Source organism: Streptomyces sp. NPDC029674, from assembly GCF_044903205.1.
Classification (GTDB): Bacteria; Actinomycetota; Actinomycetes; order Streptomycetales; family Streptomycetaceae; genus Streptomyces.
Genome location: NZ_JBJDPY010000012.1, coordinates 236,937 through 252,212, shown reverse-complemented (window position 1 = coordinate 252,212; position 15,276 = coordinate 236,937). Strand labels below are relative to the sequence as shown.

At 72.0% G+C, this 15,276-nt stretch carries 13 protein-coding genes and 3 tRNA genes; 8 read left to right on the top strand and 8 right to left on the bottom strand.

The annotated features are described in order from the left end of the window. Window positions 1-2: 2 nt before the first annotated feature. From ACI2L3_RS27805 to purS, 5 genes are all read right to left on the bottom strand, one after another. Window positions 3-842, bottom strand: coding sequence for a M23 family metallopeptidase (locus tag ACI2L3_RS27805; RefSeq protein ID WP_404755111.1), 840 nt, complete (start codon window positions 840-842; stop codon window positions 3-5). A 42-nt stretch (window positions 843-884) separates the two neighbouring features. Beyond that, window positions 885-1,391 (bottom strand): ArsR/SmtB family transcription factor, encoded by a 507-nt coding sequence (locus ACI2L3_RS27800; protein WP_404755110.1) that lies wholly within the window; start codon window positions 1,389-1,391, stop codon window positions 885-887. A gap of 115 nt (window positions 1,392-1,506) precedes the next feature. Next, window positions 1,507-3,756: a phosphoribosylformylglycinamidine synthase subunit PurL gene (gene purL, locus ACI2L3_RS27795; RefSeq protein ID WP_404755109.1), complete on the bottom strand. Its 2,250-nt coding sequence runs from the start codon at window positions 3,754-3,756 to the stop codon at window positions 1,507-1,509. Beyond that, window positions 3,753-4,433 (bottom strand): phosphoribosylformylglycinamidine synthase subunit PurQ, encoded by a 681-nt coding sequence (purQ, locus tag ACI2L3_RS27790; RefSeq protein WP_404755108.1) that lies wholly within the window; start codon window positions 4,431-4,433, stop codon window positions 3,753-3,755. Before purQ ends, purL begins: the two co-directional genes overlap by 4 nt. Beyond that, complete coding sequence (gene purS / locus ACI2L3_RS27785; RefSeq protein WP_404755107.1) at window positions 4,430-4,681, bottom strand: phosphoribosylformylglycinamidine synthase subunit PurS; 252 nt, start codon at window positions 4,679-4,681, stop codon at window positions 4,430-4,432. Before purS ends, purQ begins: the two co-directional genes overlap by 4 nt. Before the next feature lie 332 nt (window positions 4,682-5,013). Between purS and ACI2L3_RS27780 the strand changes: the two genes are divergently transcribed. From ACI2L3_RS27780 to ACI2L3_RS27745, 8 genes are all read left to right on the top strand, one after another. Further along, entirely contained in the window at window positions 5,014-5,331 is a 318-nt protein-coding gene (locus ACI2L3_RS27780; RefSeq protein ID WP_404755106.1) for an Lsr2 family protein, read from the top strand. Between the two features lie 122 nt (window positions 5,332-5,453). Next, window positions 5,454-5,525, top strand: a tRNA-Gly gene (locus ACI2L3_RS27775). 79 nt (window positions 5,526-5,604) lie between these two features. Continuing rightward, window positions 5,605-5,680, top strand: a tRNA-Gly gene (locus tag ACI2L3_RS27770). Between the two features lie 142 nt (window positions 5,681-5,822). Further along, a complete protein-coding gene (locus tag ACI2L3_RS27765; RefSeq protein WP_404755105.1) occupies window positions 5,823-6,794 on the top strand; it encodes an ABC transporter ATP-binding protein in 972 nt (323 codons plus the stop codon). Beyond that, window positions 6,791-7,570, top strand: a complete 780-nt coding sequence (locus tag ACI2L3_RS27760) for an ABC transporter permease (RefSeq protein ID WP_404755104.1) — start codon at window positions 6,791-6,793, stop codon at window positions 7,568-7,570. Before ACI2L3_RS27765 ends, ACI2L3_RS27760 begins: the two co-directional genes overlap by 4 nt. A 13-nt stretch (window positions 7,571-7,583) precedes the next feature. Further along, window positions 7,584-8,858: a sensor histidine kinase gene (locus tag ACI2L3_RS27755; protein WP_404755103.1), complete on the top strand. Its 1,275-nt coding sequence runs from the start codon at window positions 7,584-7,586 to the stop codon at window positions 8,856-8,858. Beyond that, a complete protein-coding gene (locus ACI2L3_RS27750) occupies window positions 8,855-9,463 on the top strand; it encodes a response regulator transcription factor (RefSeq protein ID WP_362991970.1) in 609 nt (202 codons plus the stop codon). Before ACI2L3_RS27755 ends, ACI2L3_RS27750 begins: the two co-directional genes overlap by 4 nt. Window positions 9,464-9,486: 23 nt before the next feature. Continuing rightward, window positions 9,487-9,562 (top strand) — tRNA-Gly (locus tag ACI2L3_RS27745). A gap of 60 nt (window positions 9,563-9,622) precedes the next feature. Here the strand turns inward: ACI2L3_RS27745 and ACI2L3_RS27740 are convergent. The 3 genes from ACI2L3_RS27740 to ACI2L3_RS27730 all read right to left on the bottom strand — a co-directional run bounded on the left by ACI2L3_RS27740 (window position 9,623) and on the right by ACI2L3_RS27730 (window position 15,104). Continuing rightward, window positions 9,623-10,519 carry a phosphoribosylaminoimidazolesuccinocarboxamide synthase gene (locus tag ACI2L3_RS27740; RefSeq protein ID WP_404755102.1) on the bottom strand — a complete coding sequence of 299 codons (897 nt, stop codon included), beginning with the start codon at window positions 10,517-10,519 and terminating at the stop codon, window positions 9,623-9,625. A 292-nt stretch (window positions 10,520-10,811) separates the two neighbouring features. Beyond that, window positions 10,812-12,293: a N,N-dimethylformamidase beta subunit family domain-containing protein gene (locus tag ACI2L3_RS27735; RefSeq protein ID WP_404755101.1), complete on the bottom strand. Its 1,482-nt coding sequence runs from the start codon at window positions 12,291-12,293 to the stop codon at window positions 10,812-10,814. A gap of 969 nt (window positions 12,294-13,262) precedes the next feature. Then, window positions 13,263-15,104, bottom strand: coding sequence for a hypothetical protein (locus tag ACI2L3_RS27730; protein WP_404755100.1), 1,842 nt, complete (start codon window positions 15,102-15,104; stop codon window positions 13,263-13,265). Between the last annotated feature and the right edge of the window lie 172 nt (window positions 15,105-15,276).

The following is a 15,276-nucleotide window of genomic DNA, read 5'->3' as shown; positions in this document are numbered from 1 at the left end:
GGTCACGGTACCGGGGTGGCTTCTTCCCGCACGGTGAATGTCTCGCGGTTGCGGGGCACGCCGACCCCGCGCCAGCTGAACGGCACGCCGCGCGCGGTCTCCGGGTCGGGTCCGTCCATCAGCTGGAAGTGGACGTGCGGCTCGGTGGAGTTGCCGGAGTTGCCGCAGCCGCCGATCCGCTGCCCGAGGGCGACCTTGTCGCCGGCCCGGACCGCGAGCGAGCCCTGCTGGACGTGCGCGTACAGGGCGTACGTTCCCTCGCCGAGGTCGAGCACGATGTGGTTGCCGATGACGCGGCGGGCCCCGCCGAGCGTCCTGCCGACGCCTTCGACCAGCCAGAAGTACAGCACTCCGAGGAGGGAGCTGCGGCTCAGGTGGTCGCGCTGGCCGTCCTCGGCGTGCACGACGGTCGCGTCCGCCACCGCGTACAGCGGCTCACCGAAGGCGGGGTAGGCCCGGCCTCGCCGGGCGACGGGCCAGAACCAGACGGGGGCCGGGCGGGCGGTTCCGTCCTCCGGCTCGGCCGTGATGTCGATGGCGTACGTCTGTGCCAGGTAGTGCGTGCCGTGGCTCGGCACCTTGTCGGCGGGGCTGTTGAGCGCGGACCAGCGGCCGGCGACCGGGGGCGCGACCTCGACGGGAGACGCAGGCTCCGCCTCGGACTGCCGGCGCGCGGAGCGGGACAGCGTGGTGCTGACGGCGATCGCGGCGATCGCGGGCAGCCAGCTCAGCCAGTAGTTGTACGGCAGGTCCGTGAAGATCCTGACGACGAACTGGCCGAAGAACACCACCCACAGCATCCGATGGAGCACTGCGGCCGACTTGCGCAGGCCTATGGACATAACTCCCCCTCGTACGTACGGACATACATGTCGACAGCGCGGTCAGGTCACCGGGCGCGCGGCCGTGAGCACCACGAGCAGCGGCACCACCCGCCCGGCGGGGACCTCGTACCGGCCGCGCTCGGTCGTGTGCAGCCAGCCCGCGCCGGTCAGCTGCCGCAGGTGGTGGTAGATCTGGCCGGTCGTCCCGACGTCGTCGAGCGCGGCCAGCTCGGCGGCGGTGCGCAGGCCGCCGAGGATCTCCCGGAGCAGCCGAAGCCGTACGGGGTTGCCGAGGGCGGCGAACGACTCGGCCGTCTCCGCCCAGTCGCCCTCGAACACCGTCTCGGTGAGCAGGCCGTACTGCCAGTCGTACCGATGTCCCGTCGGCACCCGCACCGAGCCGGTGAACAGGACGGCGCCGTCCGCGTCCTGCGTCACCGGGTGCCGTGCCTTCAGTGCGTCGAGCGCCCAGAAGTCGCCCTCACCGACGGGGGGCGCGGCCGGTCCCGCGCCCTCCAGCTCCGCCATGCGCCGTTCGAGCTCGGCGACGCGTTGTTCGAGATCCACGAGTACGACGTTACGTAATTACGTAATTCCTGGCAACCCTCGACGTGTCCCGGGAACGACGAAACCCCCGCCCGGACCAGGTCCGGACGGGGGCTGTCGTGTCAGCCGAGGTGGATCAGGCGAAGAGCCCCGGCAGGGTCCCCTCGTGGGCCTCGCGCAGCTCGCTCAGCGGCAGCGTGAACTCGCCCTGTACGTCGACCGCGTCGCCGTCGACGACACCGATGCGGCGGACGGGCAGACCCCGCGCCCCGCACATGTCGGTGAAGCGCAGCTCCTCGCTCCGCGGCACGGAGACGACCGCGCGCCCCGCCGACTCGGAGAACAGGAACGTGAACGCGTCCAGGCCGTCCGGCACGACGAGCCGGGCACCGCGCCCGCCCCGCAGGCACGACTCGGTGACGGCCTGCACGAGACCGCCGTCCGACAGGTCGTGCGCGGCGTCGATCATGCCGTCGCGCGAGGCCGAGATCAGGATCTCGGCGAGCAGCTTCTCGCGCGCCAGGTCGACCTTGGGCGGCAGGCCGCCGAGGTGCCCGTGGACCACCTGCGACCAGGCCGAACCGCCGAACTCCTCGTGCGTCTCGCCGAGCAGGTAGAGGAGCTGGCCCTCTTCCTTGAACGCCATCGGCGTACGCCGTGCGACGTCGTCGATCACACCGAGGACGGCGACGACCGGCGTCGGGTGGATCGCCGCCTCGCCGGTCTGGTTGTAGAGCGAGACGTTGCCGCCGGTGACCGGGGTGCCGAGCTCCAGGCAGCCGTCCGCGAGGCCGCGGATGGCCTCGGCGAACTGCCACATGACGTCCGGGTCCTCGGGCGAACCGAAGTTCAGGCAGTCCGAGATCGCGAGCGGCTTGGCGCCGGACGCGGCGACGTTGCGGTACGACTCGGCGAGCGCGAGCTGCGCGCCCGTGTACGGGTCGAGCTTCGCGAACCGGCCGTTGCCGTCGGTGGCGATGGCGACGCCGAGGCCCGTCTCCTCGTTGATCCGGATCATTCCGGAGTCCTCGGGCTGCGCGAGCACGGTGTTGCCCTGCACGAAGCGGTCGTACTGGTCGGTGACCCAGGACTTGGCGGCCTGGTTCGGGGCGGCGACCAGCTTGAGGACCTGCTCGCGCAGCTCTTCGCCGTTCGCCGGGCGGGCCAGCTTGTTCGCGTCGTCGGCCTGGAGGGCGTCCTGCCAGGACGGGCGGGCGTACGGACGCTCGTAGACCGGGCCGTCGTGCGCGACCGTGCGCGGGTCGACGTCGACGATCTTCTCGCCGTGCCAGAAGATCTCCAGGCGGTCGCCGTCGGTGACCTCACCCACGACGGTGGCGATGACGTCCCACTTCTCGCAGATCTCCAGGAAGCGGTCGACCTTCCCGGGCTCGACCACGGCGCACATGCGCTCCTGGGACTCACTCATGAGGATTTCCTCGGGAGTGAGCGTGGAGTCGCGCAGCGGCACGTCGTCCAGCTCGACGCGCATGCCGCCGGAGCCGTTGGACGCCAACTCGCTGGTGGCGCAGGAGAGTCCGGCCGCGCCGAGGTCCTGGATGCCGACGACGAGCTTCTCGGCGAAGGCCTCCAGGGTGCACTCGATGAGGAGCTTCTCCTGGAAGGGGTCGCCGACCTGCACGGCGGGGCGCTTGCTCGGCTTCGTGTCGTCGAAGGTCTCGGAGGCGAGGATCGAGGCGCCGCCGATGCCGTCGCCGCCCGTCCGGGCGCCGTACAGGATGACCTTGTTGCCGGGGCCCGACGCCTTCGCGAGGTGGATGTCCTCGTGCCGCATGACGCCGATGGCACCGGCGTTGACCAGCGGGTTGCCCTGGTAGCAGGCGTCGAAGACCAGCTCGCCGCCGATGTTCGGCAGGCCCAGGCAGTTGCCGTAGCCGCCGATGCCGGCGACGACGCCGGGGAGCACGCGCTTGGTGTCGGGGTGGTTCGCGTCACCCATGCGCAGCGGGTCCACGACGGCGACCGGGCGGGCGCCCATCGCGATGATGTCGCGGACGATGCCGCCGACGCCGGTGGCCGCGCCCTGGTAGGGCTCGACGTACGACGGGTGGTTGTGGGACTCGACCTTGAAGGTGACCGCGTAACCCTGGCCGACGTCGACGACGCCGGCGTTCTCGCCGATGCCGACGAGCATCGCGTCGTTCTCCGGGACCTTCTCGCCGAACTGGCGCAGGTGGACCTTGCTGCTCTTGTACGAGCAGTGCTCGGACCACATGACGGAGTACATGGCGAGTTCGGCGCCGGTCGGGCGGCGGCCGAGGATCTCGCGGACGCGCTCGTACTCGTCTTCCTTCAGGCCCAGTTCGGCCCAGGGCAGCTTGACGTCGGGCGTCTCGGCCGCGTGCTTGACGGTGTCCAGAGTCATGCGTTGACCAGCTTCTTCAGGATCGAGGTGAAGAATCCGAGGCCGTCGGTGCGGCCGGTCCCGACCAGCGGCTCCACGGCGTGCTCGGGGTGCGGCATGAGGCCGACCACGTTGCCCGCCTCGTTGGTGATGCCGGCGATGTCACGGAGCGAGCCGTTGGGGTTGCCGTCCAGGTACCGGAAGGCGACGCGGCCCTCCGCCTCCAGCATGTCCAGGGTCCGCTCATCGGCGGTGTACTGCCCGTCGATGTTCTTCAGCGGGATCCGGATCTCCTGACCGGCCGTGTAGTCGGCGGTCCAGGCGGTCTCCGCGTTCTCCACGCGCAGCTTCTGCTCGCGGCAGATGAAGTGCAGGTGGTTGTTGCGCAGCATCGCGCCCGGCAGGAGGTGCGTCTCGGTGAGCACCTGGAAGCCGTTGCAGATGCCGAGGACCGGCATGCCGGCCTTCGCCTGCTCGATGACGGTCTCCATCACCGGCGAGAAACGGGAGATGGCGCCGGCCCGCAGATAGTCGCCGTAGGAGAACCCGCCCGGCAGCACCACGGCGTCGACCTGGTGGAGGTCCTTGTCCTTGTGCCACAGCGGCACGGCTTCGGCGCCCGCCACACGGACGGCGCGCTGGGTGTCGCGGTCGTCGAGGGTTCCGGGGAAAGTGACGACTCCAATTCGAGCAGTCACTTCTCTTCCTCCACCTTTACGACGAAGTCCTCGATCACGGTGTTGGCGAGGAAGGTTTCCGCCAACTCGTGGATACGGGCGAGGGCCGACTCGTCGACGGGCCCGTCCACCTCGAGTTCGAAGCGCTTTCCCTGACGTACGTCGGAGATGCCCTGGAAACCGAGGCGCGGCAGTGCACGCTGCACCGCCTGGCCCTGGGGGTCGAGGATCTCCGGCTTGAGCATGACGTCGACTACGACGCGTGCCACTGGCACTCCCGGTGTGTGGTGCTGGCGTGTGCTGCTTGCACTGTGCTGAGCAGGTCTGCTGAGCAGGTTCCTTCAGACTACCGGCACAAAATTTCTACTCGCGTAGATTCGTAGCAACCTACGAGACGGTGGTCACGTTCCGGGGGGCAAACAGGTTTCGAAGCGGGAACCTTCACGATGAATCCATGAAAGATCTAGCCCCGCAATGCAGCAATACAATGCCGGGCACTGTACAAAGGAATTGGCAATAGCCGATACTTTGCCCAAAACATCCGTGCAGTCGGCATCACCGCATGTCAACGCGGTAGAGCCGCGCGAAGGGACCGATATTCGTGGCGCAACGTGTCGTGGTCACTCTCTTTGACGACATCGACGGCGGGGAAGCGGCGGAAACGGTCGCGTTCGGTCTTGACGGCAAGTCGTACGAGATCGACCTCAATCAAACCAATGCCAAGAAACTGCGCACGGCCCTCGCGCCGTACCTGGAGGCCGCCCGCAAGCAGACGAAGTCCGGCGTCGCCTTCCGGCACACGGCGGTCTCCGCCGACCCTTCGGCGGTCCGCGCCTGGGCGCGCTCGCACCAGATGGACGTCCCGCCCCGCGGCCGCATCCCCAAGAAGGTCTACGAGGCGTTCGAAGCGGCCAACTGACCCCGCGCCCCCGGAGGCCCGAGCCCCTCGCGGGTACCGACTTGCGCTGCACCCCTCCTGGTCGGCTAAAGTCTGGAGCACGCCGAGGGGCGAGGCCGAAAGGCCGGACCTCACGGAGTCTTGCGGGTGTAGTTCAGTAGTAGAACATCCCCCTTCCAGGGGGAAGGCGCAGTGTGCAATTCCTGTCACCCGCTCTGCATCGCTCACCGACCGGTCCGCCGGTTGCGGTAAGCTGGTGCCCGCGCCGGTCGGTGAAAGCCGATCGGAGGCAATGCGAACGTAGCTCAGTTGGTAGAGCGCAACCTTGCCAAGGTTGAGGTCGCGAGTTCGAACCTCGTCGTTCGCTCCATGTGAGAGGCCCCGGTCATTCGACCGGGGCCTTCTTCGTGTCCCCACTGCTCCCCACTGCCCCGAGTGGTTCTGACATTTGTCATGCGGGCCGGTGACAGCGCGCACTGCCGACCGCTCCCCGGCCGGGAGACGCTCGACACATGACTGACCAAGTGATCGACGTGACCGACCTGCGGCGCGTGTACGGGGGAGGTTTCGAGGCGGTACGGGGGATCTCGTTCACCGTGGGACGCGGCGAACTCTTCGCGCTGCTCGGCACCAACGGCGCGGGCAAGACGTCCACCGTCGAAATCCTCGAAGGACTCGCGGCGCCGGCCTCCGGACAGGTGCGGGTGCTCGGGCACGACCCGTACACCGAACGGAGCGCGGTGCGCCCGCGGATCGGCGTCATGCTGCAAGAGGGCGGCTTCCCCGCCGAGTTGACCGTCGGCGAGACCGCGCGGATGTGGGCGGGCTGCACCAGCGGCGCCCGGCCCGTCGGTGAGGCCCTGGAGATCGTCGGGCTCGCCAAGCGGTCCGGCGTCCGTGTGAAGCAGCTCTCCGGCGGCGAGAAGCGGCGCCTCGACCTGGCCCTCGCGCTCCTCGGCCGGCCGGAGGTGCTCTTCCTCGACGAGCCCACCACCGGACTCGATGCCGAAGGACGGCGGGAGACCTGGCAGTTGGTCAGGGACCTGCGCGACAACGGCACCACCGTGCTGCTCACCACGCACTACCTCGAAGAGGCCGAGGACCTCGCCGACCGGCTCGCGATCCTGCACGAGGGCCGGATCGCCGCCGAGGGGCGCGTCGCCGACGTAGTGGCCGCGCAGCCCTCCCACATCTCCTTCGAACTGCCCGAGGGGTACTTCGTGGGCGACCTGCCGCCGCTCGCCGGGCTCGGCGTGACCGGGCACGAGACGGACGGGCGCCGCATCCGGCTGCGCACCGAAGAGCTCCAACGGGCCGCCACCGGCTTGCTGTTGTGGGCCCGCGACGCGCGGGTCGAGCTGACCGCGCTCGACGTGCGCGCGGCCACGCTGGAGGAGGCGTTCCTGCGGATCGCGCGGAACGCACAGAGCGGAACGGGCGAGGCCGCCGAGCGGCGCGTCGGCGACAAGGAGGTGGCGGTATGAGCACGGTGACCGTGACCACCCCGGCGGGGCGGATGCAGGCGCTGGCCCGCGCCGAGATGACGCTGATCGGCCGGAACAAGGGAACGCTGTTCGCGGCGCTCTTCGTGCCGATGGTGATCCCGTTCAGCATGAAGGAGGCCGCCAACGGCATGGACCTGAAGGGCACCGGTCTCGACGTCGGTACCGTCGTCCTGCCGAGCGCCCTCGGCTTCTCGCTGCTGTTCGCCGTGTACTCCGCGCTGACCAACGTCTACGCCGCCCGCCGCGAGGAGCTCGTGCTCAAGCGGCTGCGCACCGGCGAGCTCCGGGACCCCGAGATCCTCGCGGGCGCCGCGCTGCCGTCGGTCCTCATCGGAGTCGTGCAGTGCCTCGTGCTCGCCGTGGGCTGCGCGGTGCTCCTCGACTCCGGGGCGCCGAGCGCGCCGCACCTCGTCGTCCTCGGCATCGCGGCGGGCCTCGTGATGTTCGCCGCGCTGGCCGCCGTCACCGCCAGCTTCAGCAGGTCCACCGAGTCCGCGCAGGTCATGAGCATGCCGCTGATCCTCGTGTCGATGATGGGCTCGGGGCTCTTCATCCCGCTCGAAGTCATGCCCGACAAGATCGCCTCGGTCTGCGAGCTGCTGCCGCTCTCGCCCGTCATCGAGCTGATCCGCGGCGGCTGGGCAGGCAACCTCTCCGCCTGGGACGCGCTGGGCGCCGCCGCCACCGCGGTGGCCTGGACCGTGCTCGCGGTGTTTGCTGTACGGCGGTGGTTCCGCTGGGAACCCCGGCACTGAGGGAGGAGTCGGCGTGATCGACCGCATGCGGGCCTGGCAGCGTGACTGGCACGGGCGCAGCAAGATCGAGAGGGTCGAGCTCCAGAGCGTCGTCATGTGGCACGCCATGCCGTGGATCTTCTTCCTCAGCTGGCTCTCGGTGCCGCTCGGCCTGAGCCTGCGCCCGGAGCTCGCCGCGCAGCTCTTCGGCTGGTCGCTGATCGCGCTGGCAGCCGCGCAGTGTCTGCACGTCAACCGCACACTGCGCCGGTCGATCGACCACTACCTCCGGCGGGCGCCCCTGCCCCGCCGCGACCTTGCCGTGGCCGCCACCCTCATGGGCGGCACCGTGGGGCTCGCCGTCGGCCTCCAGGCCGTGGACGGCGTGGACGGCGGAATGCTGGGCCTCACGACCCTGTACGTGACGATGCCGTTCGCCCAGGCGCTCGCCTTCGCCGTCAGCGTCCGGGGCTTCCTGGCCAGGATGGCGCTGGTCGACGCCGTGGCCGTGGCCGCCTTCGCGGCCGGCGGAGCCCGCGGCGGCGAGCTCGCCGTGGTCGGCGGCCTCATCGCCTTCGCCGGCGCCCTGGCGCTGGTCTCCACGCGCTGCGGCGCCTGGACCCTCTCCGTGATGTGGGAGGCCGACCGGGCCCGCGAGGTCGAGGCGCGGCTCGCGGTCGCCGAGGAGCGGCTGCGGTTCGGACGGGACCTGCACGACGTGATGGGGCGCAACCTCGCCGTCATCGCGCTCAAGAGCGAACTCGCCGTGCAGCTCGCGCGCCGGGGACGGCCCGAGGCGGTGGACCAGATGGTGGAGGTGCAGCGGATCGCGCAGGAGTCGCAGCGGGAGGTGCGTGAAGTCGTACGGGGATACCGCGAGGTCGACCTCACGGTGGAACTCGCGGGCGCGCAGGGCGTGTTGGAGGCGGCCGGGATCACGTGCCGGGTGGCCGGGTCCGCGGCGGAGCTGCCCGCCTCGGTGCAGTCGGCCCTCGGGTGGGTCGTGCGGGAGGCGGCGACGAACGTGCTGCGGCACGGTGACGCGGGGCGCTGCGACATCGCGCTCGCGGTGGACGAGGGGCGGGCGACGCTGGTGGTGGAGAACGATGGAGCGCCGGAGATCGCGCCCGAAGGCCGGGGGTCCGGCCTCGCGGGGCTGCGGGAGCGGCTGGCCGCGGTGGACGGCGTACTGGACTTCGCGTCCGGCGACGGGGTGTTCCGCCTCGCCGTGGAGGTGCCGTTGCCGCTGCCTCCGACGGGGACTCCTGAGCAGAAGCAGGCCCGGGACAGCCGGAGGGTGGCCGCATGAGCCTGCGCGTACTGCTCGCCGATGACGAGCACCTCATCCGGGGAGCGCTCGCCGCGCTGCTCGCTCTCGAGGACGATCTGGTCGTGGTCGCCGAGGCCGCGTCCGGGCCCGAGGCGCTCGCCATGGCGCGGGCCCACCGCCCCGATGTCGCCGTGCTCGATCTGCAGATGCCGGGCGCCGACGGTGTGAGTGTCGCCACATCCCTGCGGGACGAACTCCCGCACTGCCGAACCATGATCGTGACGAGTCATGGCAGACCGGGACATCTCAAGCGGGCCCTCGCGGTGGGGGTGCGCGGCTTCGTACCGAAGACCGTGAGCGCCCAGCGGCTCGCCGAGATCATCCGCACCGTGCACTCAGGAAACCGTTACGTGGACCCGGAGTTGGCGGCCGACGCGATCTCCGCCGGGGACTCGCCGCTGACCGCCCGGGAGGCCGAGGTGCTCGAACTCGCGGCCGACGGGGCGCCCGTCGCGGAGATCGCCGAGCGCGCCGCGCTGTCCCAGGGGACCGTGCGCAATTACCTCTCCTCGGCGGCCACCAAGATCGGGGCGGAGAACCGTCATGCGGCGGTGCGTCTCGCACGGGAGCGAGGTTGGGTATAGTTGGTCTCGCGCTTCGGCGCAACGCGGACGTAGCTCAGTTGGTAGAGCGCAACCTTGCCAAGGTTGAGGTCGCCAGTTCGAACCTGGTCGTCCGCTCCAGATGAAAGGCCCCGGTCGATGCGACCGGGGCCTTCTTCATGCTCTGCCCGCCCCCGTCGGCTACCAGGGCGTGCCGGTCAGTCGCTCGTACGCCTCGATGTACTTGGCGCGGGTGGCGTCCACCACGTCCTGCGGCAGCGCCGGCGGCGGCTGCTCGCTCTTGCGGTCCCAGCCCGACGCCGGGGACGTCAGCCAGTCCCGCACGAACTGCTTGTCGTACGACGGCTGGGCGTGGCCCGGCTCCCACTGGTCCGCGGGCCAGAAGCGCGAGGAGTCCGGGGTCAGGACCTCGTCGCCGAGGATGAGCGACTCCCCGTCGAAGCCGAACTCGAACTTCGTGTCGGCGAGGATCAGGCCGCGGTCGCGCGCGATGTCCCGTGCCCGGCTGTAGACGGCGAGGGTCGTCTGGCGCAGCCGCGCCGCGGTGTCCGCGCCGACCTGGCGCGCGACTTCCTCGTACGACACGTTCTCGTCGTGCTCGCCGACCGCGGCCTTCGCGGCGGGCGTGAAGATCGGCGCGGGTAGCTCCGAGCCGTCGACCAGGCCCTCGGGGAGGGCGAGGCCGCAGACGGTCCGGGAGTCGTTGTACTCCAGGAGACCGGAGCCCGTCAGATAGCCGCGGGCGACGCACTCGACCGGGACCATCTGCAGGGACTTGCAGACGAGGGTGCGGCCCTCCCAGTCGGCGGGCGCGCCCTGCGGCAGCTCCGTGGAGATGACGTGGTTCGGGACGAGGTCCGCGAGCTGGTCGAACCACCACAGGGAGAGCTGGGTGAGGACGCGGCCCTTGTCGGGGATCTCCGAGGGCAGCACCCAGTCATAGGCGGAGAGCCGGTCGCTGGCGACCATGACGAGCTCGCCCGCCTCGTTCTGGTACAGCTCGCGCACCTTGCCGGTGTGGAGGTGGACCAGGCCCGGCACCTCGAGCGGCTCGGGCTTTTCTACGAATCCGGACACGGTTCCCTCCCGTGGTTCTGGCCAAGTGGAGTCGATTCTCCCGTATGGGAGGCGCGGTTTTGGCCATGGGTCGAGCGGGGCTGTGCGGTGGCGCGTGCCGGTGAGGTCCGGCCGCGCCCGTCGACGCGGTTCCGCTGCGCGGGGCGGTGGGGTTCGGGTGTGCGGGGTGGTGCTGTGCGTGCCGCGCGGGGCGGCGGGATTCGGTCGTGCCTGGTGGTGCTGTGCGCGCCGCGCGTACCGGTGGTGTTCGGTCGCGCGCGGCGAGGGCGTACCGCCGCGCGGGGCGGCGGGGTCAGTCGCGTTTGCAGATGCGGTCCAGGAGGTTGGCGGTGGCGCGCTGGATGCGGGTGTCCACGTGGCCCGGGCGGTCGAGCGCCGGGGACCAGGCGAAGGTGCCGGAGGCGAAGACCAGGGCGCCGGACGGGGCGCGGTAGAGCGACGACTCCTGGTGGCGGGTGACGCCCTCGGTGTCCTCGTACGGCGAGTGGGCGAGCAGGATGCGGCCCTGGTGCTCGGGGAGCGCCGTCCGCGGGAAGTACCGGTCGGCCTCGCCGGCGACCAGGCCCTCGATCTCGTCGTTCTCGTGCGCCCCGGTGGCCTCCCACAGCCAGTGGTCGGCGTTGCGAACGACGAGGGGACGCGGCTCGGGGACGCGGCCCGCGTACTGGATGCCGAGCAGCTGCTGCTCCGCCTTGTCCTGCTCCCGCCAGAGAGCCGGCCGCCCCGGACCGCGGCGCTTGCGGCAGGTGAGGAGGCGGTCCTCCACGCCGGACGCGGACGGGCCCAGCTCCACCTGCCAGTACATGGTGTTGGCGGAGAGGAAGACCAGCGAGGTGCCGTGCTCGCGGGCCAGCTCCGTGGTGCGGCGCATGCTCGGCGACCAGTACTCGTCGTGGCCGGGGAAGACCAGGCCTCGGTACCGGGTCGGGTCGATGCGGCCGGCGTGCAGGTCGCGCGCGTCGGCGTACGCCAGGTCGTAGCCGTACCGCTCGGCCCAGCGGATGAAATCGTAGGCGTGGCCGACGTGCAGGGGCAGGCCCGCGCCCGCGTACGGCCGGTCGAAGGAGACCGTGACGGCGGCCTCGCTCTCGCCGAGGAGACCGCCCTCCTCGTCCCACGCGTGGTACAGGCTGGCGCCCGTGCGGCCGTCCTCCGGGTAGAGGTTGTACGCCTGCCAGGTGATGTCCGGCAGGAGCAGCAGGAGGTCGGCGGGGTGGCTGTCGCGGACCGTGAAGGGGACGTGCGAGCGGTACCCGTCGGCGGTGGTGAGGACCGCCACGTACGCCCCGATGCTCCAGTAGCTCGGGATCTGCAGCCGCCAGGAGAGCCACCAGTGGTGGCAGGAGACCGTGCGGTCGGCGGTGAGCGGGGCGGGCTGGACGATGCCGGAGAGGCGGGGGCTGGTGGTGATCTTCGACGCGCCGTCGCCCCCGTAGTGCCCGATGCGGTAGATGTCGACGCTGAACTGCTGGGGCGGGTCCACGGTGACGTGGAAGTCGATCGCCTCGCCCGGGGCGGCGGCGCCGGTGGAGGTGAACCCCTTGATCTGACGGTGCACGTCGTCGGCGGTGAGCGGGCCCCCGGTGCGTGGCTCCGGGATGTTCGCCGCGCCGGGCGCCGGGGCATGGTCGACGTACCAGGGCACGACCTGGCCCGTGTCGTCGAAGTAGTGCTCGGATCCGCGCAGCCAGGGCAGCGGGCCCTGGCCGAAAGGATCCGACACGGCGTGCGCCAGCGCGCCCGATTCCCAGCGGCGGATCGGCTCCGACCTCATCTGTGCCCCTCCCTCGCTCCCCCGAGCCTTCGGCGCCTCTTGGTGCATACGGTCCGGCGACCGCTCCCAGCACATCACATTAAGCACGCGCGCCGTTACCGTTCGTCGCGAATTGATGTGAACGGAGCGTGATGCTCCGAGCGGGTCGGCGGCCGGGGTGGCGCGGGGGTGGCGCCGGGGTGGCGGCCCGGCGGGCGACGGGGCTGGTGAGCGGGGGTGCGGCCGTGCTGACCTGGCCGTTCGGGGGTGGAGGGGCGGTGGGGGCGCGAGCGGTGTGGTGGGGGGGGCGCGGGGGGTGGCGTGCGCCTGGGGGTGGTGGGTGGTGCGGGGGGGTGGTGGGTGGTGGGTGCTGGGCGGTGAGTGGTGGGGTGGTGGATGGCGGGACGGCGGGGGGTGGACGTCGGGACGGCGGGGGGGGTGGACGTCGGACGGTAGGCGTCGGGCGGTGAGCGTCGAACGGTGGGTCGCGAACGTCGGCAGTGGGCGTCGGGCCGCGGGCGGTAGGTGGGGGGGCGGTAGGTGGGGGGGGCGGGGGCCTGGGCACGGCGGGCCCTTGCACGGCGGGCGTCGGGACGGCGGACCTCGGCACGGCGGGGACCTGCACGGCAGGCCCTTGCACGGCAGGCGTCGGGACGGCGGGCCTCGGCACGGCGGGGACCTGCACGGCAGGCGCCGGGACGGACGGCCCTTGCACGGCGGGCCTCGGGACGGAGGCCCCCGCACGGCGGGCGCCGGGACAGCAGGCACCGGGACGGCGAACCTCGGCACGGCGGGCACCGGGACGGCGGACCTCGGCACGGCAGACCCCTGCACGCCGGACCTCGGGACGGCAGACCTCGGCACGGCAGACCCCTGCACGCCGGGCGCCGGGACGGCAGACCCCCTGCACGGCGGGTGCCGGGACGGCAGACCTCAGGGCGGCAGGCGTCGGGACGCTGGGCCTCAGGACGGCAGGCCTCCGGAGGCCTGTCAGACCAGGCGAACCGGTTTCTCCGGGCGGATGCCCAGGCGGGTGAGCCAGTCCCGCAGGGGGGACGGGTCGCCGTCCTCGACGAGGCTCAGGACGCGCGGCGTGAGGTCCGCCGCGCGCTCGCCGTCGACCAGCAGCGCGGGCCCGTCGAGCCAGTCGAGGCCCGGCGCGGCACCCGCGGTGTCCACCGCCGCACAGCACACCATCGCCGTGACGTGGTCGGCGAGGAGCTCCCGCCCCGTACGCGGCGGCTGGAGCGGGAAGAGCGGCAGCGCGCCGTCGTCCCACAGCGCCTCGTCGGGGCCCTGCCCGGTCGGCGCGGGACGGGGCGGCGCGGCGGCCTCCTCGCGGGCGAGCTCGGCGGTGAGGCCCGCGGCGAGCATGCCGCCGAGACTGTGCTCGTCGGCTCCGTCGACTCCGTCGGCTCCGTCGACGCCATCGGCTTCGTCGTCCGCCGGGAAGAGGGAGGCGGCGTGCTCGGGAGAGTCGGGTGTGAGCCGGTGCCGCGGGGTCTTCCGGGCCGGCCCGGCACCCCCCGCTCCGTCACTCTGCGTGCTGCCCGGGCCAGACGTCGTGAGGTGCTCCAGGACGCGGCCGAGGGTCGGACCGTCCGGGTCCGGGGCCGTCGGATCGGCGGAGTGGCCGACACCGAGGGAGTCCAGGACGCGGTGCAGCCGGGCGGCGTCCATGCGCCATTTCCGGTCAACGACCTCGTCCGGATACTCCTGCCAGGCCACCGGCGCCCAGTCCGGCCCCGCCTCCGCGGGCCCGCCGTGGAAGAGCCGGGCGGCGAGCAGCGACGCCGCCTCGTCCACCGTGCCGGGCTCCTCCAGGAGGTCGCAGGCGGGACGCTCGCCAAGGCGGGAGGCGAAGCCCTCCGCGAGGCGGTCCCTGCGGGACAGCTCGGTGAGCGCGGAGACCACGCCCGCGTCGAGCCGGGAGGGCCAGCGGCCCATGCGCCAGGCGGGCAGCGCGACGCGGGTGAGGAGACGGTCCCAGCCCGCGTACGCGAGGCCCACCTGCTCCTGGGCGACGATCCGCACTCCGTAGTCCACGGCCTGGGCGCGCTCGGCGGCCGCCGCGGCGACGCCGCGCTCCATCTCGGCGGCGTGCACCCGGCAGTGGCGCAGCAGCAGCCGGGCGATCCGGCCGATCCCGGCGAGCACCACGCGCGAGAGGGGGTCGCGACCAGGGGCCGCGGCGACCGCGACCGCCGCGTCGAGCCCGCGTACGAACCGGCGGGCGGCGGCTATGTCGGGGTGCGCAGAGGGCCCCGTCCCCGCTACGACGGGGGCGAGCACCGCGCGCAGCTCGCCGACCCGCATCCACCACAGGAAGGGTGAGCCGATGACGAGGACGGGCGCGACGGAGGACGGACGCTGCGGGCCGTGCGGCTGCTCCCGGCGGACTCGCGCGGGCGCGACGCCGTGCGCGGGGTGGGTGCGGTCCTCCAGCCAGCTGTCGCAGTCCGGGGTGAGCGCTATCGCGGAGGGCGCCGGCACGTCCAGGCGGTCGGCGAGGTCCCGCACCAGGCGGTAGAGGTCGGGAGCGGACTCCTCGGTGACCGGCACCGTCGGGCTCAGGGCGGGCCTGGCCCGCGCGACGACCAGGCCGACACCGGCCGCGACGAGCAGCACGAGCACGGCCACACCGGTCACGACCCAGCGGACCGCATCCCAACGCCCGCCACCCGCATGCCCCGTGGCCCCGGCCGCGAGCAGCACGACGGCGACGGCCGCGGGCAGCAGGGCGACGGCCAGTGCCCTGCTGCGCAGCCGCAGCACGGCGAGGGCCCGGGAGCGCGCGGCCTGCGCGCCCACCTCCACACCCGTACCTGACACGACCGATGGCACCCCCTGCTGCCTACTGCTCGGCCGCCGGCCGGGGCCGGCGACGCACATCAACGGCGTTCGTGTTGCTCACTCCCCCACTGTGGCACCCGCCACCGACATCGCAATGCCGATGGTCTGTTTGGCTCTGAGTGCCTGGAACGCTTTCGCCGCACCCTAGTTG

Excerpts from the sequence above, each read along its gene's own strand:
- ACI2L3_RS27805 (WP_404755111.1), bottom strand. The coding sequence starts at position 842 with ATGTCCATAGGCCTGCGCAAGTCGGCCGCAGTGCTCCATCGGATGCTG.
- purL (WP_404755109.1), bottom strand. The coding sequence starts at position 3,756 with ATGACTCTGGACACCGTCAAGCACGCGGCCGAGACGCCCGACGTCAAG.
- ACI2L3_RS27765 (WP_404755105.1), top strand. The coding sequence starts at position 5,823 with ATGACTGACCAAGTGATCGACGTGACCGACCTGCGGCGCGTGTACGGG.
- ACI2L3_RS27760 (WP_404755104.1), top strand. The coding sequence starts at position 6,791 with ATGAGCACGGTGACCGTGACCACCCCGGCGGGGCGGATGCAGGCGCTG.
- ACI2L3_RS27750 (WP_362991970.1), top strand. The coding sequence starts at position 8,855 with ATGAGCCTGCGCGTACTGCTCGCCGATGACGAGCACCTCATCCGGGGA.
- ACI2L3_RS27735 (WP_404755101.1), bottom strand. The coding sequence starts at position 12,293 with ATGAGGTCGGAGCCGATCCGCCGCTGGGAATCGGGCGCGCTGGCGCAC.